19 protein-coding genes and 1 tRNA gene are annotated in these 20,261 nt (G+C 69.8%); 11 read left to right on the top strand and 9 right to left on the bottom strand.

Features of this window, described 5'->3' with window-relative positions; genetic code table 11:
* Positions 1-3,195 (top strand): non-ribosomal peptide synthetase, encoded by a 3,195-nt coding sequence (locus tag O7595_RS32575; RefSeq protein ID WP_269732176.1) that lies wholly within the window; start codon positions 1-3, stop codon positions 3,193-3,195.
* Entirely contained in the window at positions 3,192-3,875 is a 684-nt protein-coding gene (locus O7595_RS32570) for a formyltransferase family protein (RefSeq protein WP_269732175.1), read from the top strand. The genes O7595_RS32575 and O7595_RS32570 overlap by 4 nt, the downstream gene beginning before the upstream one ends.
* Positions 3,876-4,057: 182 nt before the next feature.
* On the opposite strand, the gene fmdA is transcribed toward O7595_RS32570, so the two are convergent.
* The 5 genes from fmdA to O7595_RS32550 form a co-directional block, all read right to left on the bottom strand.
* Positions 4,058-5,308 carry a formamidase gene (gene fmdA, locus O7595_RS32565; protein WP_269732174.1) on the bottom strand — a complete coding sequence of 417 codons (1,251 nt, stop codon included), beginning with the start codon at positions 5,306-5,308 and terminating at the stop codon, positions 4,058-4,060.
* Positions 5,309-5,346: 38 nt separating this feature from the next.
* Complete coding sequence (locus tag O7595_RS32560; RefSeq protein ID WP_269732173.1) at positions 5,347-5,970, bottom strand: AmiS/UreI family transporter; 624 nt, start codon at positions 5,968-5,970, stop codon at positions 5,347-5,349.
* A 79-nt stretch (positions 5,971-6,049) separates the two neighbouring features.
* Positions 6,050-6,328, bottom strand: a complete 279-nt coding sequence (locus tag O7595_RS33995; protein WP_443071789.1) for an FmdB family zinc ribbon protein — start codon at positions 6,326-6,328, stop codon at positions 6,050-6,052.
* 187 nt (positions 6,329-6,515) lie between these two features.
* Positions 6,516-6,884: a fluoride efflux transporter CrcB gene (gene crcB, locus O7595_RS32555; RefSeq protein ID WP_269732172.1), complete on the bottom strand. Its 369-nt coding sequence runs from the start codon at positions 6,882-6,884 to the stop codon at positions 6,516-6,518.
* Complete coding sequence (locus O7595_RS32550) at positions 6,881-7,345, bottom strand: fluoride efflux transporter FluC (RefSeq protein WP_269732171.1); 465 nt, start codon at positions 7,343-7,345, stop codon at positions 6,881-6,883. The genes crcB and O7595_RS32550 overlap by 4 nt, the downstream gene beginning before the upstream one ends.
* A 158-nt stretch (positions 7,346-7,503) precedes the next feature.
* Between O7595_RS32550 and O7595_RS32545 the strand changes: the two genes are divergently transcribed.
* Complete coding sequence (locus O7595_RS32545) at positions 7,504-8,667, top strand: NAD-dependent formate dehydrogenase (protein ID WP_269732170.1); 1,164 nt, start codon at positions 7,504-7,506, stop codon at positions 8,665-8,667.
* 239 nt (positions 8,668-8,906) lie between these two features.
* Positions 8,907-9,329, top strand: a complete 423-nt coding sequence (locus O7595_RS32540) for a hypothetical protein (RefSeq protein ID WP_269732704.1) — start codon at positions 8,907-8,909, stop codon at positions 9,327-9,329.
* Between the two features lie 253 nt (positions 9,330-9,582).
* Here O7595_RS32540 and O7595_RS32535 read toward each other — a convergent pair whose 3' ends face one another.
* Positions 9,583-10,017: a MarR family winged helix-turn-helix transcriptional regulator gene (locus O7595_RS32535; RefSeq protein WP_269732169.1), complete on the bottom strand. Its 435-nt coding sequence runs from the start codon at positions 10,015-10,017 to the stop codon at positions 9,583-9,585.
* 114 nt (positions 10,018-10,131) lie between these two features.
* Between O7595_RS32535 and O7595_RS32530 the strand changes: the two genes are divergently transcribed.
* Both O7595_RS32530 and O7595_RS32525 read left to right on the top strand, forming a co-directional pair.
* Positions 10,132-11,259, top strand: coding sequence for an NADH:flavin oxidoreductase (locus tag O7595_RS32530; RefSeq protein WP_269732168.1), 1,128 nt, complete (start codon positions 10,132-10,134; stop codon positions 11,257-11,259).
* Positions 11,260-11,299: 40 nt separating this feature from the next.
* Positions 11,300-11,731, top strand: coding sequence for a hypothetical protein (locus tag O7595_RS32525; RefSeq protein WP_269732167.1), 432 nt, complete (start codon positions 11,300-11,302; stop codon positions 11,729-11,731).
* Between the two features lie 12 nt (positions 11,732-11,743).
* On the opposite strand, the gene O7595_RS32520 is transcribed toward O7595_RS32525, so the two are convergent.
* Entirely contained in the window at positions 11,744-11,983 is a 240-nt protein-coding gene (locus O7595_RS32520) for a hypothetical protein (protein ID WP_269732166.1), read from the bottom strand.
* A gap of 83 nt (positions 11,984-12,066) precedes the next feature.
* Positions 12,067-13,719 carry an alkaline phosphatase D family protein gene (locus O7595_RS32515; RefSeq protein ID WP_269732165.1) on the bottom strand — a complete coding sequence of 551 codons (1,653 nt, stop codon included), beginning with the start codon at positions 13,717-13,719 and terminating at the stop codon, positions 12,067-12,069.
* Positions 13,720-14,136: 417 nt separating this feature from the next.
* On the opposite strand from O7595_RS32515, the gene O7595_RS32510 reads away from it, so the two are divergent.
* Entirely contained in the window at positions 14,137-15,894 is a 1,758-nt protein-coding gene (locus O7595_RS32510) for a lysyl oxidase family protein (RefSeq protein WP_269732164.1), read from the top strand.
* A gap of 393 nt (positions 15,895-16,287) precedes the next feature.
* Positions 16,288-16,710: a DUF5959 family protein gene (locus O7595_RS32505; RefSeq protein WP_269732163.1), complete on the top strand. Its 423-nt coding sequence runs from the start codon at positions 16,288-16,290 to the stop codon at positions 16,708-16,710.
* A 718-nt stretch (positions 16,711-17,428) separates the two neighbouring features.
* On the opposite strand, the gene O7595_RS32500 is transcribed toward O7595_RS32505, so the two are convergent.
* The gene (locus O7595_RS32500) at positions 17,429-17,980 is read right to left on the bottom strand and encodes a retropepsin-like aspartic protease (protein ID WP_269732162.1); all 552 of its coding nucleotides are present in this window, start codon (positions 17,978-17,980) and stop codon (positions 17,429-17,431) included.
* A gap of 205 nt (positions 17,981-18,185) precedes the next feature.
* On the opposite strand from O7595_RS32500, the gene O7595_RS32495 reads away from it, so the two are divergent.
* The 3 genes from O7595_RS32495 to O7595_RS32485 all read left to right on the top strand — a co-directional run bounded on the left by O7595_RS32495 (position 18,186) and on the right by O7595_RS32485 (position 20,205).
* Positions 18,186-18,503: a hypothetical protein gene (locus O7595_RS32495; RefSeq protein ID WP_269732161.1), complete on the top strand. Its 318-nt coding sequence runs from the start codon at positions 18,186-18,188 to the stop codon at positions 18,501-18,503.
* 124 nt (positions 18,504-18,627) lie between these two features.
* Entirely contained in the window at positions 18,628-19,746 is a 1,119-nt protein-coding gene (locus tag O7595_RS32490) for a site-2 protease family protein (RefSeq protein ID WP_269732160.1), read from the top strand.
* Between the two features lie 383 nt (positions 19,747-20,129).
* Positions 20,130-20,205: transfer RNA gene (locus O7595_RS32485), tRNA-OTHER, on the top strand.
* Positions 20,206-20,261 lie beyond the last annotated feature (56 nt).

Genomic DNA, 20,261 nt, shown 5'->3' with positions numbered 1-20,261 from the left:
ATGAGCACGCAGCACGTCGCCGTGGGCGGCGGTGCCGGTACCGGGTCTCGCGGCCGGGCGACCTTCCGCCGACCCGTCTCCCCCACCGAGTGGTCCTATCTCGCCGCCGCCCGGCTGGGCGAACTGCTGGTGCTCCAGCTGGTGGTCGAGGGCACCGGGCCGATCGACGCCCTGGCCCTGAGCCGTGCCGTGGCGGAGGCCTCGGCGTCATGCCCCGGGGCGCGGTTGGTGCGCCGCGGCAGGATGTGGGTCGACGGCGGACGTCCCCCGCGGGTCGTGGTCGTCGAAGGAACGGCGCTCGACCGCACGGCGCTCACGGGACCGCCGGAGCTCACCACCCCGCTCGCCCACGCGGAGGGCCGCCCGGGCTGCGAAGTGCTGTTACTCACCGGCGAACCCGGCACCGTGGTCTTCAGGGCGTCCCACGCCGTGATGGACCTCAAGGGCGTGTCGGTATGGGCCACGGAGGTGTTCCGGGCCCTGCGCGGTGAACCTCCGCGGGGCGCCGGGGACTCGCTGACCGACCACGCGCTCCTGGACGCGGTGGGCAGAACCGGGCAGCGCCCCCGTCTCGGGCTCGACCAGCGCTCACCGCTCGGCGGCCGGTCCGGCAGCTGTTCGGTGTGGCGGCGGCGTACGGTGGCGGGCCGCCACCCGGCGCTGGCCGCCAAGGTGGCGGCCGCGATCGCGGAGGGCGTTCCCGGCCCGGGAGCCCGGATCATGGTGCCCGTGGATCTGCGACGTCACGACCCCGGTGTGTCGTCGACGGCCAATCTGGCGCTACCGGTGTTCCTGGACGTCCCGTCCGGCCAGGGCGCGGACGCCGTCCACCGGCGGTTGCTGGGCGCGCTGGCCTCCCGGCGGGAACTGGCGGCCGGCGTGGAAGCGGCTCTGGCCCGCCTTCCGCTTCCGGCGGCAGCGGCCCTGGTGGGCGCGTCGCGGGCCGCCGCCTCGGCACGGCACCGGTACCTGGCGTCGGCCATCGTGTCGAACGCCGGCCGGCTGGCGCCTGCCGACTTCAGCGCAGGGGAGTTCACCGCGACGACCGTGTACGCCCTGCCGGTGCACGCTCCCCTGGTACCGGTCAGCATCGCGCTGCTGGAACTGCCCGAGCACATCGAGCTCGTGGTCTCCGCCCGTGGAGCCGCGGACGTCGGCGAGCACTGCGAGGCCCTGCTGGATCGCATCGACTCCGCGCTGGGCGCGGACGCACCCCTCTCGTGCACGCCGCCCCCGGCGGCGCCGCGGGAGCCCGGCGCCGCCGAGCTGCTGCTCGCGCCCGGGCCCGGCGGCCTCCCTTCGCTGGACGACTCGGTGGTGCGGCTGTTCCGGGCTCAGGTCGCCCGCCGGCCGGACGCACCCGCTGTGCTCGGCGACGGCCTGCGGTGGTCGTACGCGGAACTGGACCGTCGCTCCGACGCCGTCGCGGCCGAGCTGCTCGCCCGCGGCGTCCGGCGCGGCGAGGTCGTCGGAGTACTGGCGGACCGTTCGGCAATGGGCCTGGCCGGAGTCTGGGGCGTCCTGAAGGCGGGCGCGGCCTTCCTGCCCGTCGACGTGCGCAATCCGGCGCGGCGGGTCGAGGAACTGCTGCACGACGCGGGGGCTCGCATCTGCCTCTCGGAGACGGCCTCGTGCGACCGGGCCCGGGGCAGCGGTTGCACGACGCTCCTCCTCGAGCACGTCGCGGGCGACGGAGCGACGGTCGACGAGCAGGACCGCGCGGCCCTCGCCGCCGCCGCTCCCGGTCCCGACGATCTGGCGTACGTCATCTACACCTCGGGCTCCACCGGCAGGCCCAAGGGCGTACAGATCGAGCACCGCAGCCTGACCAACGTCGTCGGGTGGATCGCCCCCTTCATGCGCTGCGACGAGGAGACCCGGGCCGCGTACTCCTTCTCCCCCGGATTCGACCTCTCGATCATGCAGATCTTCCCGCCCCTGGTGCACGGCGGTGCCGTCGTGCCGGTGCCCGGTGAGCTCGACCACGTCAAGCTGCGCGAGATGTTCTCCGGACGGCTGGCCAACACCCTGGGGATGACGCCGACCCACCTCGATCTCGCCTGGCGCCTCGGAATCCGCGCCACGGGCATCCGCGCCCTCCAGTCCGGCGGCGAGAATCTCACCACGGCCGGCAGCAGCCGGGCACGCGCATCCTTCGGACCCGACTGTCTCTTCGTGAACATCTACGGCCCTACCGAGGCCACGGTGGCCTGCACCGTCGCCGTCGTCGACGACGGCACCGGACGCCCGTCGGCACCGATCGGAGTGCCGGTGCACCGCACGTCCGTGGCCGTACTCGACGAGCGGGGACGCGAAGTCCCGGACGGCGAGCTGGGTGAACTCCACGTGACCGGCGTCCAGTTGGCCCGCGGCTACCTCGGCCGCCCCGACCTGACCGCCGACCGTTTCGTCCATCTCCCGGACGGCCGACGCGCCTACCGCACGGGTGATCTTGCGCTCCGCCTGCCCGACGGACAGCTGGAGTACGCCGGCCGGATCGACTCCCAGGTGAAGATCCGCGGTCACCGTGTCGAGCCGGGCGAGGTCGAGGCCGCGCTCACCGCTCTGCCGGACATCGCGCAGGCCGCGGTGGTCGCCCGCCGCAGGAACGACACCGGCGCGCCGGCGCTGTGCGCTTTCGTGGTGCCGGCCCGGAGCACTGCCGCCTTCGACGAGGCGGCCGTACGAGCGGAGCTCGAGCGCTCGCTGCCGTCCCACCTGGTGCCCTCGGTGATGTGTACGGTCACCGGACTGCCGGAGACAGCCAGCGGCAAGACCGACCGCGGCGCGCTGCCGAACCCCTTCGACGGGGCAGCCGCTCCTGCCGGGGCGACCGACGTCCCGGAACCGGCCGCCGGGCCGCGCCCCGCGGAGGCCACCGAGGTCCCGGCCCCCGCCGGCGGACCGTGTCCCGCGGGGTCGGCACACCAGCCGGGTCCGGGTGTGGCCGCGGTGACGGCCGGGATCTGGGCCCGTGTCCTGCGCTGCGAAGCCACGGACCTCGATGCCTCGTCCGACTTCCATGCTCTGGGCGGCGACTCGCTCGCCGTCCTGGAGATGCTGGCAGCGCTGGGCCAGGAGCTGCTGGGGAGGGACGCGGAGCAGCGGTTCCTGACCCGACTCGGCACCCTGAGCGACGAACTGACACTGGGCCGGGTGGTCGAGGCCGTCGAGGCGCTGCGGAGCGGCTCGTGATCTTCGTCGGAGAGGGCGCTCTCCTGTGGCGCGCCGTTCAGCACACCCTCGACAGCGACCTGCCGGTGGACCTGGTCTGCGGGCCTCCCCCGGCTGCGAACGCCACTCGGCCCGATGTTCCCTTCCGTGCCGTCGCGGACGTCAACTCCATGGCGGCCGAACTGGTCGACGCCAGCACGGACGGCGTCGTCTGGTCGCTGAACAACCGGAACGTCTTCCGTGCGCCGGTGCTGTCCAGCGGGCTGCGCGTCCTCAACGTCCACCACGGTCCGCTGCCCGCCTACCGGGGGCTGCCGGAAGTGGCCCTGGTCTACGCGATGCTGCGCGGCGAGCGGGAGTTCGCCGCGACCCTCCACCAGGTGGACGAGGGCATCGACACCGGCCCCGTTCTTGCCGCCGATCGCTATCCGATCGGGCCCGACGAGCCGTTCCACCTGGTTCTGCGCCGCGGGCTGCGGATCTGCCAGCGGCTCTTCGAGCGATGTCTGCCCCTGGTGGCAGCCGACCCCGCCTGGAACGGCGATCCGGCCCGCCCCGGCGGCGCCGGCCCCAGTGGGTACTTCGGCCGCAGGGAACTGGCCCGTCTGCCCGATCACCGGGACCACCCGGACTTCGGCCGGGCCACCGACCTGGGGTTCCTGGCGGACTACCTCCCGGAGCTCGCCGCGGTCCTGGGGTGAGGCGACCGCGGGTCGCGGGGGTCACGGGCAGCGTGGTCGCCGTCCGTCGCAGTGCCGTCCGTCCGCGAAGGGGACTCGCAGAGCTGATCCATCGCCCTGGGCCCGGTGGGGGGGCCGATCCCCGCACCGCAGGGCCCCGACAGTCCTTCCTGCTGCGGGGCCGCGTGGTCGTCCGGTGCGGGTCAGGCGGTGCTCACCGCGCACTTGCCGCGATCGGCCTTCATCGGGCCTTCGGCGGTGGGCCGGACATCGAAGTCGAATATGGCGGTGGGGACGTACAGCGAGCAACAGGCGTTGGGAATGTCGACGATGCCGCTGATGCGTCCCTCGATGGGGGCGGAGCCGATGAGCAGGTAGGCCTGCTCTCCGCTGTAGCCGAACTTCTTGAAGTACTCGACGGCGTTGAGGCAGGCCCGGCGGTAGGCCAGCGTCGCGTCCAGATAGAAGTTGGTGTCGGTGTCGTGGTCGACGGAGATCCCGATGAAGGTGAGGAACTCCGTGTACCTGGGCTCGACGTTGCCCGGGACGAACACGGGGTTGGTGGAGATGCCGTACGTCTCCATGCCGCCCTTGATCAGGTCGACGTGGAAGTCGATGAAGCCGCCCATCTCGATGGCTCCACAGAACGTGATCTCTCCGTCGCCTTGGCTGAAGTGCAGATCGCCTCCGGACAGCTTGGCGTCCTTGACGTGCACGGGGTAATAGACCCTCGAGCCGCGTGTGAAGTTCTTGATGTCGTGGTTGCCTCCGTTCTCGCGGGCCGGCACCGTACGAGCGCCCTCCGCTGCGATGCGATCGGCGAGGTCGCCGGTCGCCGTGCCGGCGAGGGCGTTGGTGGTGTCCGGAGGTACGGCGAGTGGCGGGACCCGGTTCGGGTCGGTGTCGATCAGCGCCTTCTCACGGGTGTTCCAGCGAGCGAGCATCTCGGCCGACGGTGCTGTTCCGAACAGCCCGGGGTGGGTGATCCCGGTGAAGCGGATCCCGGGCAGATGACGGGACACGGCCTGCTGCCCGTGGAAGTCCCAGATCGCCTTGTAGGCGTCCGGGAAGTAGTCGGTCAGGAAGCCGCCACCGTTGGCCTTGGCGAAGATGCCGGTGTAGCCCCAGTTCTGGCCCGCCATGTCGCCGGTCTGCTGCGGCACGGGACCGAGGTCGAGGATGTCGACGACGAGCAGGTCGCCGGGTTCGGCGCCCTCCACGCCTATCGGACCGCTGAGCATATGAGGGATGGTCAGGTCGATGTCGCGTACGTCGTTGGCGGAGTCGTTGTTGCCCACCTGGCAGTCGGTCCAGTCACGGCACTCCACACGGAACTCCGCTCCCGGCTTCACCATCGCGACTGTGGGGACGTCCGGGTGCCACCTGTTGTGCCCGGGCACGTCCTGATCACGCATCGACTTGCTCTGGTCCACACTGAATACCACTTCGGGCATGACAGCTCCTTAGTTCCGATCAGGTCACATTGGTGTGCTCACGCTTCTGCCCCCGGAGTTGCACGGGTGGGTTGCCGTGAACTCCGGGTGAGCGGCCACAGCGCCGCGAACACCACGACGCCGAACACCGCCAGAGCAATGGCGATCTCGGTGGGGTGCTTCCAGTAGCCGGAGAGCAGCAGCCCGGCGGGAATCACTCCGGTGACCCAGCCCTGAATGGCCGTGACCCAGCCCGTATATTCCCTGAGGGCGTCCATCTTGAGGCCGAGCAGCAGGAAGAACAGGAACCACAGGAAGGCCCAGTAGAGCCAGATGACGCCGAAGGCCTGGTCCTTGAGGAGCCGGAAGTTCACGAACGCGTATCCCAGGGCCGAGACGGCCACGAACAGCGAGTAGTAGCCGACACCGGTGCTGTCGAGACCGGCGAGCAGCCCGATACCTACGTAGAGGTAGGTGAAGCCGAACAGATAGATGCCGGACGCCGCCAGGATCTTCATGGGGTCGTCGCCGGCGGTGAAGATGAGGTAGGTCGGCGTCAGTACCTGCAGTGCGCCTATGAAGAGGTTGAACACCGCTCCCGCCTTGGCGTCAACCTTTCCGAGGAGCAGCAAGCCGTTGATGAAGAGCACCGCACCGACGAAGAGCAGTCCCACGTTGCCCACCGGGGACGCACCTCCTCAGGCCGTATGGAGACTACCGAAACCCGTCTGACAACGTTCTCTGCCCTGGCGACCACCGCCCTCAGGGTCGCGGCAACCGCGAGAGGGCGGGATGGGGGCGCCGTGGCACCCTTTCGCCCGGCGGCACTTCGGAAACCACTGCCGGGGCGTCACGGGAGCGCTCGTCCCGCTCGTGGAGGGCGGCGACCGTGTGCGAGGTCAGCGCGAGGCCGGGCGAGGAGTACACGCGTCGCGCGGTGCCCGTGCAAACAGGGCAGCCGTGATGGGTGGGCGCTGTCCCGATCGCCAACTTCACGTCGAAAGGCCCGCAACGGCTGCATAGGTATTCATAGGTTGCCATCAGCAGCCTCCGGGTGCCGGTGGGTGCTGGCAAACCAGATAAAGTGTGGCGGTCGCTCTGATCAGCGTGTGCCACGACGTGTTCCTTCTCCTTCCAGGAGACGACTCGCGAATCCGCGTGTCAAGTCCCGGACATCCGGGCCGCGCTGTTCCCCGGACGGCGTTCTCAGGACGGGCCGACTGCGGTCTCAGAACGTCCCGGCGGCAAACCCGGCCGCAGCCGCGGGCAATCCCACCGCGAGGCTGGACGCGCCGTACAGCAGCGATTTCCCGACCCTGCCCTGCTCGCACAGGCGGACCAGCTCGTAGCTGAACGTGGAGAAGGTCGTGTAGGCCCCGCAGAAGCCCGCACCGACGATCGTCAGGACTTGCTCAGGAAGCCCGTGCCGCGCCAAGAGGCCCACGAAGAGCCCCAGGACGAACGAGCCCGTGATGTTGATCAGCCAGGTGCCACGCGGGAACGCACCGGGTTTCCGGTACTGCACGTACTGGTCGAGCACGTACCGCGCGACCGCCCCGAGAGCCGCCGCCGCCCCGACGCCGAGCAGGGTGATCATCGCGCCCTCCCGGACCCGCTCCCGGTCCGGGCGCGGCCGCTGGTCCAGATCACTGCCTTCCGACCGACCGCCAGGCCCAGCACGGTGGCGGCCAGGCCGGCGAGCAGACTGCCGACCACGTTGAGCGCCGCGAGGGTGTAATGGCCGTCGCCCAGAAGGCGATCGGTGTCGACCATCCACGTCGAGAACGTGGTGTACGAGCCGAGGAACCCGACGGCGGCGAACGGCCTTACGTACCGGGACCGCTGCCGGCCATCCATCATGTACACCAGCAGCAACGCCAGCAGGAACGCCCCGGACACATTGACGGCGAACGTCGTCAGCGGAAACGTCCCCGCAGACGTGGGAAACGCCAGCCCCAGGGCGTAACGGGCCGTCCCGCCCAGCAGCCCGCCCAGCGCGATCGCAGCCAGGACTCCTCCCTGCACCCGGGCCCGGAACGGCTCGCGTCGACTCGTCAACGAAACGTCCGCATCTCTGTCCACCGGCACACCCGCATCATTATCCACGGGATTGCACGGCCGACGCCCACTCGACTAATATTCAAGATCATCGGTGCAGACCGGTTCTCGGCCCGACCGGTCTACCGGATCAGTGGCCACACCGATGGAGGACGGCCATGGCAAAGATCCTTGCGGTGCTCTATCCGGATCCCGTGGGCGGTTATCCACCCGAGTACGCCCGCGACGGGATTCCCACCATCACCGGCTACCCGGGCGGTCAGACCGCGCCGACCCCGCAAGCCGTCGATTTCGCCCCGGGGCAGCTCCTCGGCTGCGTATCGGGGGAACTGGGACTACGCCGCTTCCTGGAGGAACGCGGCCATACGTTCGTCGTCACGTCCGACAAGGAGGGCGAGGACTCCACGCTCGACCGCGAGCTGCCCGACACCGACGTGGTGATCTCGCAGCCCTTCTGGCCCGCCTATCTGACCCCCGAGCGGATCGGCGCGGCTCCCCGGCTCAGACTCGCGATCACGGCGGGGATCGGGTCGGACCACGTCGACCTGCCGAGCGCCATATCGCACGGCATGACGGTGGCGGAGATCACCTACAGCAACAGCATCAGCGTGTCCGAACACGCCGTGATGCAGATTCTGACCCTGGTGCACGACTACATGGCCGCCCACGAGTGGGTGACCACGAAGAAGGGCTGGAACATCGCCGACGCCGTCTCGCGCAACTACGACATCGAGGGCATGGACGTCGGCGTCCTCGGCTCCGGCCGTATCGGCCAGGCGGTGCTGCGCCGCCTCAAGCCGTTCGATGTCAGGCTGCACTACAGCGATGTGCACCGGCTCCCCGAGGAGGTCGAGAAGGAACTGGAGCTGACGTATCACCCCGACGCCCGCGCGCTGGCCTCCTCGGTCGACGTGCTGTCGATCCACACCCCCCTGCATCCGCAGACGCTGAACCTCTTCGACGACGAACTGATCGGGGTGATGAGACGCGGCTCGTACATCGTCAACACCGCACGCGCGCTGATCGTCGACCGGGACGCGGTGGTGCGGGCCCTGAGCAGCGGCCGGCTGGCCGGTTACGCAGGTGACGTGTGGTACCCACAGCCACCACCACCCGACCATCCCTGGCGCACCATGCCGCACGAAGCGATGACACCGCACGTGTCCGGTTCGAGCCTCTCCGCACAGGCGCGCTACGCGGCCGGCACCCGGGAGATCCTGGAGTGCTGGTTCGACGGACGTCCCATCCGCCCGGAGTACCTGATCGTCGACGGCGGCGGTCTCGCCGGGACCGGGGCGCGGTCCTACACGGTCGCCGGATAACGAATAACAGTCGCGGACAACAAATCAGCGGAAGATTCCGCGAAGGATCCACATATGCCGCGAGTCCCCGTTTGCGGCTGTGAGCGGACTCACGCCGAATTCACTGGACGGGCAGGCGCGAGGGTTTTAGCGTCCTTGAATAGTTTGTTTTATCACTATGCGAGGGCACCGGCGCCGCGCATACTGTTCCGCAGGTGAACAAGGCGAAAGAACGCCGGGAAGGTGGGTCAGTGAGCAGCATGGACGCCGTGTGGGTACGGGGCGTGAACGGCATTCAGTTGCATCACGTGACCGACCTTCAGGATGCCACCAGATTTCTCGGCAACGCAGCAATGGCACTGCGTGCCGCACACGTGAGGACGGGCGCCGACCGCTACGCCGGACTCGCCACGGAGCTGAAGGCCCTGGTGGAGCGGGTGCGGGAGTTGGAGGACGAGGCGCGGTCGAGCATGCACGAACTGCATTCCACCGACCCCGAGCGGTTCGCCCGTTGCCGGGACGGCCACGAGCCGTGGCCCGGCGAGATTCCGGCCGGGTTCATTCCGCGCCACACCTGCAAGGACGAGTGCCTGTACCACGACCGTGACGTCCTCGACGCGATCATGCAGTGCACCTGCGGCCGACCGCCTTGCCAGGCGTGCGAGATCGGCGGACCGCTCTGACGCGCTGACGGGCCCGATCACCCCGCTGTACGGCGGTGCGACTGCCGGTAGGGGCCGTGGATTTGCGGTGCCGGTGCCGCTGTTGTCCAGGACTGCCAGCGGCACCGTCCGGAAGCGGGGTTTCGGATCCGCCGTCTCCGGCCGGCGCCCCTCCCGCCCGGCTTCCGCCGGTGCGCTCCGGTCTGTGAGGGCGGGCACGAACCCCGGGCCCCAGGCCAACTGATCGACTCGGTCGACCGCAGGTCACCCCCGGTCAGGCGACGGGCCGGGAGACGAAGACTCGTTCCAGCAGGGTGTACAGACAGTCCCGGTCCTGGTCGCTGAGCCTGTCCAGGCCATCCTGTGTGGCGTGCATCCTCGCGCGGATCGCGTCGGTGACACGCTCGCCCTCGGCCGTGAGGACGACGTTCTTGACACGCCGGTCGGACGCGCTGGCCTCGCGGCGCACGAGGCCGCGCTTCTCCAGCCGGTCGATGATCCCGGTCATATTGGAGGCGTCGCAGGTCATGGTGTCGGCCAGGGCACGCATCGCGGCGGGCCCCCGGCGCAGCACGGTCAGCGCCTTGCCCTGGCTCGCTGTGAGGTTCTCGCTCGCCGCCGCGACAGTGAAGTCGCCGTAGTAGGCGCCGAGCGACACCGAGAGCAGCTCCATGAGCTGGGCCGTGTCGACGCGGGGAGGTCCTGTCATGGGAGTCATCCTACCCAGGAAACTTGACGATCTCAAATATCTACATCTACCGTCTCCTCGTTGCCTGAAGTTCTCAAGCATCAAGGTTGTCAAGTACCTGTGAGGAGCATCCCCGTGACCGTCACTGCGTCCCCCACCTCCCGCGCGGCCGAGATCCTGTCCCGGCCCGTCACACTGAACGGTCTGACCGTCCCGAACCGCATCGCCATGGCGCCGATGACGCGCATGTTCTCCCCGGACGGCGTCCCCGGTGAGGACGTGCGGTCGTACTACGCCCGTCGCGCCGCAGCGGGCGTGGGCCTGATCGTCACCGAGGGGACCTACGTCGGCCACGAGTCGGCCGGCCAAAGTGACCGTGTGCCCCGGTTCCACGGTGAGGAGCAGCTGACGGGGTGGGCGAAGGTCGCCGAGGCCGTTCACGCGGCGGGCGGCACGATCGTGCCGCAGCTGTGGCACATCGGCATGGTGCGCAAGCAGGGCCAGCCGCCCTACGCCGACGCCCCTGCCGTCGGCCCCTCCGGCATCCGCGTCGACGGCACCGAGGGCACCGGAAAGGCGATGACCCGGAGCGACCTGGACAACGTCATCGGCGCGTTCGCCGAGGCCGCCGAGGCCGCCGAGCGCATCGGCTTCGACGGCGTCGAACTGCACGGCGCCCACGGCTACCTCCTCGACCAGTTCCTGTGGGAGAGGACCAACCGCCGTACGGACGCCTACGGCGGCGACGGCGTGGCCCGTACGACGTTCGCGGCCGAGATCGTGGCCGCGGTCCGCGAGGTCGTCTCGCCCGACTTCCCGGTGATCTTCCGCTACTCGCAGTGGAAGCAGGAGGCTTACGACGCGAGGCTCGCCGAGACCCCGGAGGAGCTGGAGTCGATCCTGGCGCCGCTCGCAGCGGCCGGCGTCGACGCCTTCCACGCCTCCACCCGCCGCTACTGGCTCCCGGAGTTCGAGGGCTCGGACCTGAACCTGGCGGGCTGGACGAAGAAGCTCACCGGCAGGCCCACCATCACCGTCGGCTCGGTCGGCCTGGACGGCGACTTCATCGGCGCCTTCATGGGCGAGGGCGCCCCGGTCCAGGGCCTCGACAACCTGCTCGACCGCATGGAGCGCGACGAGTTCGACCTGGTCGCCGTCGGCCGCGCCTTGCTCCAGGACCCGGAGTGGGCGGCGAAGGTGCTGGAGGGCCGGTTCGAGGAGCTGAAGCCGTACGACGCGGCGGCGCTGAAGACGCTGAGCTGAGGCGTGTATGGGAAGTGGATCTCACGCGTAGGGTGTTGGCATGTCGCTGAGCCGCATGGTCCTCCTGTCCGGCCGTTCGATCGAGCTGTCCGAGGTGCGGCTGTCTTCGACCTACGGCGGCATGCTGGAGGGCTATCCGTGCAAACCCGTCAACGACCTGAGGGTCAGCGGTCTTCTGCGGACCGCCGAACGCGCCTTTCCCGCCACGCCGGTCCATCTCGTTCAGCCCTCCCGTGAGTACCCGGACCACACCGCGGGTGCCTTCGGCCCCGTCGAGGTGCTGCCCCCCGTGGCCTGTATCGGCGCCTTCCACTCAACCGCGGTCGACCCTGACCACGATCCGGTGCTGTACCGCTCCGGCCTCACCGTCGTGTGGTTCCAGCCGACCCCGGACATCCCGTCAGGCGACGGTGCTGCTCTCGCCCTCCGCGACATCCACTGGGAGGAACTGGCCTGGGACTACGAGCTCTAGTGACCCCTGCGATCACAGCCACTCGTCGATGGCCGCGACGAGGACAGTCGCCCCATGGCGCACCGCGAGCTCGTCGGAGAAGGCCACGGCCCGACGGCGCTCGAGGCGGCTGATCCCGCACTCGGCCGCTGGCGCTCGCGGCAGTCGACCGGGGCTGCCCGGATCGGGCGAGGGAGTGCGCGACTGAGGCTCGTGCTGCATCCCGCGCACCGGCGGGCCGTCGACGAGCGTCTTGCGCCCCGGCTCCGACACATGGCCGTCCGGCGGCAGCGGGCCGCCGCCGGGCGGCCCGTCGCTCCTTCCGACAGCCCGCCCGGCGGCCCGCGCCCTCGGCTTCAGCGCACCGGCCGGCTCACTCGCTCGACCTTCTGCGTTCCGCTCAGCGTCCGGTAGGAGCGTGCCCAGGCCGCGGTCGCGTCGCTCTTCGTCCGGTCGGACAGGACGTAGTAGTCCATCTGCGACCGTTCGGGGGTCACGTCGAGGACGCCGTAGCCGTGGTGGTCCATGTCGAGCCACTTCACATGGCGGTTCGCGACCTTGATCGCGGTGGCCGCGACCAGGGATACCGTGCCGGGGGCGACGTGCAGGATGTCGTCCAGGTTCTCGGTGGTCACCGACGCCACCACGAACTCCGTGGCCGCCGAAGGCGAGAACGGGTAGGTCGCGGCCTTCACGGGCACGTCGTTGGCCCACGCCGTGTGGACGTCGCCGGTGAGGAAGACGGTGTTCTCGATCCCCCGGTCCGTCAGATGCTTCAGCAGTTCCCTCCGGTCGTCCGTGTAGCCGTCCCACTGGTCGACGTTGACGGCGAGGCCCTCCTTGGGCAGGCCGAGCAGTTCGGCGATCGGCCCCAGCAGATGGGCAGGCAACGCGCCGAAGGCCACCGGGGAGATCATCACCGAGGTGCCCACGAGCTTCCACGTCGCGTCCGACGACGCGAGGCCGGACTTGAGCCAGTCCAGCTGGGCGCGGCCGGTGATGGTGCGCTCCGGGTCGTCGACCTTTCCGCTGCCCACGGACGCCTGCTCGGAGCGGAACGAGCGGAGGTCCAGCAGGTGCAGGTCGGCCAGCTTGCCGAAGCGCAGCCGGCGGTAGACGGTGCCCTCGGTGGAGGTGCGCACGGGCATCCACTCGAAGTAGGCCCGCTTGGCGGCCGCCGCGCGGGCCGCGTAGTCGCCCTCGGTGCCGGGCGTGTGGTTCTCCGCGCCGCCCGCCCAGGCGTTGTTGGCGATCTCGTGGTCGTCCCAGATCGCGACGAGCGGATGGGCGGCGTGCACTGCCTGGAGGTCGGCGTCGGTCTTGTACTTGCCGTGCCGGACGCGGTAGTCGGCGAGCGTCGTGATCTCGTGCGCGGGCTCGTGCCGGCGCACCACGTACTCGTCGGCCGGGAGACGTCCGGTGCCGTACTCGTAGATGTAGTCGCCGAGGTGAAGGACCGCGTCCAGGTCGGCGCGGGCCGCGAGATGACGGTACGCCGCGAAGTATCCGGACTCCCAGTTGGCACAGGAGACCACGCCGAAGCGCACCCCGGGCGCGGCGGCGTCGGCGGCGGGCGCGGTCCTGGTGCGGCCGGTGGCGGAGACGGTGCCCGCGGAGGCGAAGCGGAAGAAGTAGGCGGTGGCCGGGGACAGCCCCCTGACGTCGACCTTGACGGTGTGGTCGGTGGCCGCGGTGGCGGTGGTCAGGCCCCGGGCGACGACCTTGGTGAAGCCCCTGTCCTCGGCCATCTCCCAACTCACCTCGGTGTCGGGGCCCTTGCCGGAACCGGGCAGCGCGTCGGGGGCCGGGGTGACCCGGGTCCACAGCAGCACGCCGTCGGGGAGCGGGTCGCCCGAGGCGACCCCGTGAAGGAAAGCAACGACCCGCTCGTGGGCCGACGCGGACGAGGAAACATCGGTGCCGGCCATCACGGATCCGGCGACAGCGGTGGCGGCAGCGGCCTTGACGACCGTGCGCCGACTCGTGGTTGTGCGGACTCTGCTAGTCACGTCGGATCAGGCTACTGCCGAGTCGCACGAACGGGCAGTCGCATTCAGGCACGCTCGACCGCCCGTTCGCGGACCGCCGCGTGCGGTCGGGGGTCTTGCGTGTCACAGGCCGTCAGGCACAAGATCATCGGACACCCGGCGGACCCTGACGCCGCCACACCCAACTGCCGCACCAGCACGCCGATCTCATTCCGAGACGACCGGTCGAGGGTCGCCACCCGGTGGGGCCGCACCGGCGGCCATGGCCGCTCTCCTCCGCAACGGCCCTATCCGGCCAACCTCGCAGCGTTTTCGATCCTGCGGACAACCGAGCATCCGGTCCGTTCCTCTCACCACTCGGGCGACCGGCCGTCGTACGTCGTCGAGCCGGGACGCCCTCCGCCTGCTTCTCACAGCACCCCGGAGGACGAGGGAACGATGACCACAACGTGTACCACCCGGCTGCGGCGCCCGCTGCTCGCGGGAACCACGGCCATCGCTGTCATGGCTGTGACGGCCGGTTTCGTGGCCACCACGTCGAATTCGGCGAAGGCCGCGGCGGGGCCCGGTCTGAGCCTCATCGCGGCGAGCCCGTCGATCACGCTCACCTCCTGGAAGGAGGATCCGGGCGTCTACCTGGATCTCGGAACCTACCTCACCGCGGAGGGGTCGCCGCTGGAGTTCAAGGTGACCCGGAAGTCCTACAAGGACCCGGTGGCCATCACCCAGACCGTGTACGAGGGCGGTAGGGCCAAGGCCAGGGCACTGCCCAACGGCACCGTGAAGGACTTCTCCGGGCTGCCGGGCTTCGCGGAGATCACGATCACCGACAGGGCGGGCAAGCAGGTCCTCAGACGGGCGGAGAACTTCTGCCCGAACAACGCCAGTGGGCGCGTACGGCCCGACGCGCCCGCCACCTCGAAGTATCCGGAGAGCTGCCCCACCAACCCCTTCACCCTCGGTTCCGTGTGGGGCGTGGAGAAGGGCTGGGCCGCCAACACGTACGCGGGTTCGTACACCGAGCCGGTCAAGCTGGCCGCCGGTACCTACACCGCCAAGGTCTCGGTCGCCAAGAAGTACCGCGACCTGTTCGGCATCGCGAACAAGCCCGCCACGGTGAAGGTCACCGTGCAGGAGCGCAGCTTCGAGGACGGCCGGGGCGCCGCGGCTCGGACAGCAAAGCCCGGTGGGCACGCCGGACACGGCACCGCCCACCCGGCGCCGTCGGCAGCCGGCGCCGCTCACGCCGGCCACGGGCCGGGGCACGCCCCGACCCCCGCCCAGGCCGCCGCGGCGGTGACGAGCGGCGCGGGTCCTTCGTACAACGTCGGTCACGGGCCGCTGAGGGCCGCCCCTCCCGCTCTGCCCTGGGCACTGAAGAAGCAGCAGGCGGCACGTTCGGCAAAGGTCGGCGACACCGCGGGCCAGACCGACGGCTCGCGCAAAGCCCCCGCCCTGGGGCCGCTGTCCAAGCGGCCCGCCGGCAAGCCCTCCGTCCCTGACGTCCCCAAGCCCGACCTGCGGTCGCTGCCGGCCTACGGCATCACCATCAGCGACGGCGGAGAGGACGTCCCCGGAAAGGACTACCTGGCCTTCAGTGCCAATGTCTGGAACGCGGGCCCGGCGCAGCTCGTGGTGGACGGATTCCGCTCGCCCGGCAAGGCCAAGATGGACGCCTACCAGTACTTCTACGACGCCAAAGGCAAGCAGGTCGGCTACACCCCGACCGGCACCATGGAATGGGACCCGCGGCCGGGCCACATGCACTGGCACTTCACCGACTTCGCCAGCTACCGGCTGCTGAAGGCGGACAAGAAGGAGACCGTGCGCAGCGGCAAGGAGGCCTTCTGCCTGGCCAACACCGACGCGGTCGACTACACGGTGAAGAACGCCAACTGGCACCCGTACAACACCGATCTGGCCACTGCCTGCGGCCAGGAGAACTCGATCTCGGTCCGCGAGGTGCTGGACGTCGGCTCCGGTGACACCTACACCCAGGACCTGCCCGGCCAGTCCTTCGACATCACCAACCTGCCCAACGGCACGTACTACATCCAGGTGCTGGCGAACCCGGAGAACCGGCTGAAGGAGACCAGCACCGCCAACAACAGCGCTCTGCGGAAGGTCGTGCTCGGCGGCAAGCCCGGCAAGCGGACGGTGACGGTGCCGGCACACGACCTGGTGAACGCGAACTGACGGTACGTTCACCGACCCGGCGGGGCGTCGTCGGTGGCAGACGGACCACGGCGCCTCGACGACCGGCTCGGTACGCAGAAGGTCGGCGGTAGCCACCGCCCGGGCCGGGCTTCGCTCGCGTGGCGGCACCACACCGGCCGCCACGACACGACCACCAAGAACGACACGACCGACGGCCACTCGTTCTGGCGTCCGCCGGGGACGGGGATGCCGGTGTGCACCGGACGTGGCTCCGTAGGTGACAACGAAGAACGTTTGTAGGGGAGTCTCGGCAGCAGCAGGTGATCAACCGGCTGCGGAATGTCAGTGGGAATCAGTGACTCCCACCTCGGCGCCGTGTGCGTCGACGGGTTCGGGAATGATGCTTCCGTTGGAGGCCGATGGAGAGGGGCTGTGGTGGAGGACGAGCTGGGCGAGCTGATTCATCTGGCCGACCCGCCGGGGACGAGCGGTCACGTCGTCCTTCTGCGTGTGCTGGAGCTGCCATCCCCCGGCAGGGACTTTCTGGACTGCGAGTTCGTCGTGGAGACCGAGACCGTCAAGGGCAGCTTCCCCGTCTGTGTCACGTCCGATGACCTCGATGACTGGGAGGAGGCCCTGGGGGCGCTCGCCGGGAATCGGTTCGTGTCGTGGCTGAACTCGGGACGGACGGTCCAGCTCAGGATAAAGCCGCTGAGCCCAGGTGTGATCGGCGTATCGGTCCATGACGGCCCGTCGTCGCAGGTGACGGTCAGCTTGCCGCTCTTCCCATCGGCTGGCTGGATCGATGATCAGCGTGGGCGACTCGAGAGGGTGCGGCGAGCGTTTGCGGGCTGACCGTCCTGGTGCGGTGTTGCTCAGCGTGGTCGTCAGCCGGCTGCTTGCTGTTCGGCTCGGGCTCGGGTAGTGGCGAGTCGGTAGGAGCCGCCGGTTCGATGATGTCGCCGCCGAGGGTATGGCGGTCGACGACGAGCCGAACCATGAGCCCGGCGGCGCGGAAGCGGGTGCATCAGTGGTCGCTCCCGTTCCTCTGGGACTGGCACCACGTCTTGACCGCGGCCGCCTCCTTCCGGCGCTGCTCAAGAGTCGTCTTCAACGTCTTGCGGGTGGTGAGACGAATCTTGAGAAGGTGTGGATCTCCGTGTGGCCGGCGTCCTCGGCAGCGGCCGCGCGCTGCTCCAGCCGGGCCAGTGAACCGCGCTCGTCGGCGTCGCCGTTGATGCGCTCCAGAGCGCGCTCGATGCGCTTCTCGATCTTGGGGACGCGCTTGCACAGGGCTTCCGCACCGACAGGGCACGCCAGCCGGTGTCCCCGTCCCGCACCGTGATGGGCTCGGGAGCGTCGTGGGGCAGTGGTACGGGCGCCTCCGGCTGCGGTCCGCCCGAGGCGGTCCCGTCAGGTCCGATGAGCCGGATGCCCACATCGAGCAGCGGAGTTGTACAGGCCGCGCTCCCGCGCCCGCTCCACGGCCGGAGCGCGGTCGGTCGCCACCGCCGGCCGCTCCTCCCGGCCGCGAGCGACCGCAGGGGAGCCTCCTCCGACCGGAGGCGCTTCGTCACGGGGCGGGGATCTCGAGCACGCCCTCGTCGTAGTCGACGGTGATCGAACCGAAGCCGCTGAGCACATCCGAACCGAGCAGCCCCTGGATGCCGTGGTCTCCTCTCGGCTGCCCCAGGTCGATGACCGCGACCTCGGCCGGGTCGAGAACCATGTCGCCGAGCTCCCAGCGTTCCACCCGGGCCACCGGCACCTGTCCCGCGTCGAGGATCCCGCTCACCGGACGTCGTTCGCCCGTGCGCTCCAGACCGGCGCGGTCCGCCACGTCGTCGTCGACCACACTGATGGAGGCGCCGGTGTCGAGAGCGAACATGAACGGCCCCGTGCCTTCGATGCTCACCGGGACGAACGCGAGCGTCCGGCCGCCCTCCTTCGCGACCCTGAGCGGTACCTCGCGCGTCACCCCCGGCGAGCGCTGGGCCGCACCCCGGTCTCCGGGGTCCTCGTACACCAGGCAACCGACGAGCAACAGCAGCGGCAGCAGCGCCACGAGGAATCGCAGCCTGCGCAGAGGCGTGGGCCGGGACGCTGCGGTGCCCCACATGTCCATGCGTTCGGGGTCCCCGCGCTACGGCCGCGTAAACGACCGCGTCGGCCGTCCGCTGCGTCCGTGAACGGCTCGGCCACGCTGAGGCGTGGACTCCACCCTCCAGATATCAGGCATTCGGAATGAAAAACCCCATTCATGATCATGGTTGCGTTTCGCCCAAAAATCATCGGGTAGTCGCCCAAGAAGTCCGAATGAGGAGGTGAGAGTGGTGATCGTACTGGGATTTCTGCTGGCATTGACCGCCGGCGGGTTCGCGGCCATAGCGGTCGCGGAGAACTTCCAGGGTGGCCCGCAGTACGCGGTGGAGATCTTCGGCAACCAGATCGCGACGCTGGGCCCGCCTGGGCTGTTCCTGTCCGGAGTGGCGCTGGCACTGATCTTCTGCTCGGGGCTCGCGATGGCAGCTGCCGGGCTCAAGCAGCGCAGGCGTGTGCAGAGGGCTCTCGCCTCCGCCGCGCCGGCGGAACCGGAGGCGCCGCGGTCGCAGCCGGCACACCGGCACCGCAGGCTCCTCGGTCACTGACCGGAGCGCGCATCGGCCGCAAACCGGTCGTGGGCGCGCCTCCGCTCGTTCCCGGTGCGGAGCCGGTGCTCAGGACAGGGTCGGAAAGGTGGCTGCCGTGCGAGCGACACTCTCACTGGGGCAAGTGCGCGGTATTCGGGTGCGCGCGCACTGGAGCGTCCTCTTCGTCTTCGCTCTGATCCTGTTCGGGCTGGCGGAAGGCGGATTCCCGGAAGCCGGTCCCGGTCGCCCGACGTGGCAGTACTGGTTCGCGTCCGCTGTGACCGCGGTGGTCTTCCTGCTGTCGCTTCTGGCACACGAGGTCAGCCACGCGTTGGTGGCTCGCCGCAACGGAGTCCCCGTCGACGACATCACCCTCTGGCTGCTCGGAGGACTCGCCCGGCTGAGGAGCGAGGCAGCCGGGCCGGGTGCCGAATTCCGCATCGCCGGCGTGGGACCGCTCGTCAGCCTCGCGCTGGGCGCCGTGTTCGCCCTGACGGCCTGGCTGGTCGCCGCACTCTTCGGGGCAGGGCTCGTGGTGGAGGCGCTGGCCTGGCTGGCGGGGATCAACGTCCTGCTGGCCCTCTTCAACTCCCTGCCCGCCGCGCCCCTGGACGGCGGACGGCTGCTGCGAGCCCTCGTGTGGTGGAGGACCGGAAGCAGGCTGCGTGCCACTGCGGTGGCCACGATCGCGGGACGATGCCTCGGGTGGGCGCTGGTCGGTATCGGTTTGTACCTCGTCGTCGTCGGGGCTGCGTTCAGCGGCATCTGGCTCGTGGTCATCGGCTGGTTCGTCATCGTCATGGCCACGATGGAAGGCAGCCAGGCGGCACTGCGTGAACAGCTGGGCGGAATCGCGGTGAGCGAGGCGATGACGCCCGGTCCGGAGACCGTCCCGGCAACCGCCACCATCAGCGACTTCCTCACCGACCCTCACTACCGCTTCCGCCACTCGGCCTTCCCCGTCGTCGACGACGGGAACACCGCGATCGGCCTGATCACGCTGAAAAGCGCCGACGCTGTCCCCGTGGAGGAACGTCCGTCCCTCTCCGTCGCACGCGTCTCGATGCCGCTCGAGGAGGTGCCGACCTCCCAACCCGGTGACCCGCTGGCGAGGCTGGTCCCCGAACTGCAGGCGAGTTCCGCCCATCGTGCCCTCGTGCTGGAAGGCGGACGACTGGTCGGCATCATCACCACCTCGGACATCGGCCGTGTCACCTCCAGGCTGAACTCGTCGTCCGTGTGGTCGCGCAGGACCCTGTGACCAAGCCGCGCACTTCGGGGTCGGGGATGGTGGGCGTCCCGCGGCGGGAATCAGCGACGACCGTTCCGGCTCCCGCAAAGCAGGAGGGCTTCGCCCTTGGTCACGTAGTGACTGGGCGGCTTGCCGCCACGACCATGTTCCCGACCGTCCGCGTGGAGCGCGACGACGGGCCCGTCACAACCGTGGTGCTGTCCCGGCCCCCCGCCCGCAATGCCGCTGGCAGGCCGACGGGCCGCTGACAGGCCGACGCCTTGCCGAAGCGGATATGACGACGCCTCGGTCGCCGTCGAGTGCGGCGAGGGGCCGCACGTTCCGCGGGCGCCGACCTCCACGGTGAAAGGCGTCGACCGCCTGTGCGATCGGTCGCTATGATCACGCCTGGCAAGGCCGTAGCGCAGAGGTCGTCGCGCCCAAACGTCAAGTAGGAGGACGCCGGTTCGAATCCGGTCGGTCTTGCCACCCTTGTTCCCCGTGGAGGACGCCGAACGCCGGGCACCGGCGACACACACCGGTGG

Origin of the sequence: Streptomyces sp. WMMC940, assembly GCF_027460265.1 — a bacterium.
Classification (GTDB): Bacteria; Actinomycetota; Actinomycetes; order Streptomycetales; family Streptomycetaceae; genus Streptomyces.
Note: the sequence above shows the minus strand (reverse complement) of the source record. Positions and strands in the feature narration are given on the sequence as shown.

Excerpts from the sequence above, each read along its gene's own strand:
- O7595_RS32525 (WP_269732167.1), top strand. The coding sequence starts at position 11,300 with ATGTCGCTGAGCCGCATGGTCCTCCTGTCCGGCCGTTCGATCGAGCTG.
- O7595_RS33995 (WP_443071789.1), bottom strand. The coding sequence starts at position 6,328 with ATGGCAACCTATGAATACCTATGCAGCCGTTGCGGGCCTTTCGACGTG.
- O7595_RS32500 (WP_269732162.1), bottom strand. The coding sequence starts at position 17,980 with ATGGACATGTGGGGCACCGCAGCGTCCCGGCCCACGCCTCTGCGCAGG.
- O7595_RS32540 (WP_269732704.1), top strand. The coding sequence starts at position 8,907 with ATGGACGCCGTGTGGGTACGGGGCGTGAACGGCATTCAGTTGCATCAC.
- O7595_RS32535 (WP_269732169.1), bottom strand. The coding sequence starts at position 10,017 with ATGACAGGACCTCCCCGCGTCGACACGGCCCAGCTCATGGAGCTGCTC.
- crcB (WP_269732172.1), bottom strand. The coding sequence starts at position 6,884 with ATGATCACCCTGCTCGGCGTCGGGGCGGCGGCGGCTCTCGGGGCGGTC.
- O7595_RS32575 (WP_269732176.1), top strand. The coding sequence starts at position 1 with ATGAGCACGCAGCACGTCGCCGTGGGCGGCGGTGCCGGTACCGGGTCT.
- O7595_RS32545 (WP_269732170.1), top strand. The coding sequence starts at position 7,504 with ATGGCAAAGATCCTTGCGGTGCTCTATCCGGATCCCGTGGGCGGTTAT.
- O7595_RS32510 (WP_269732164.1), top strand. The coding sequence starts at position 14,137 with ATGACCACAACGTGTACCACCCGGCTGCGGCGCCCGCTGCTCGCGGGA.
- fmdA (WP_269732174.1), bottom strand. The coding sequence starts at position 5,308 with ATGCCCGAAGTGGTATTCAGTGTGGACCAGAGCAAGTCGATGCGTGAT.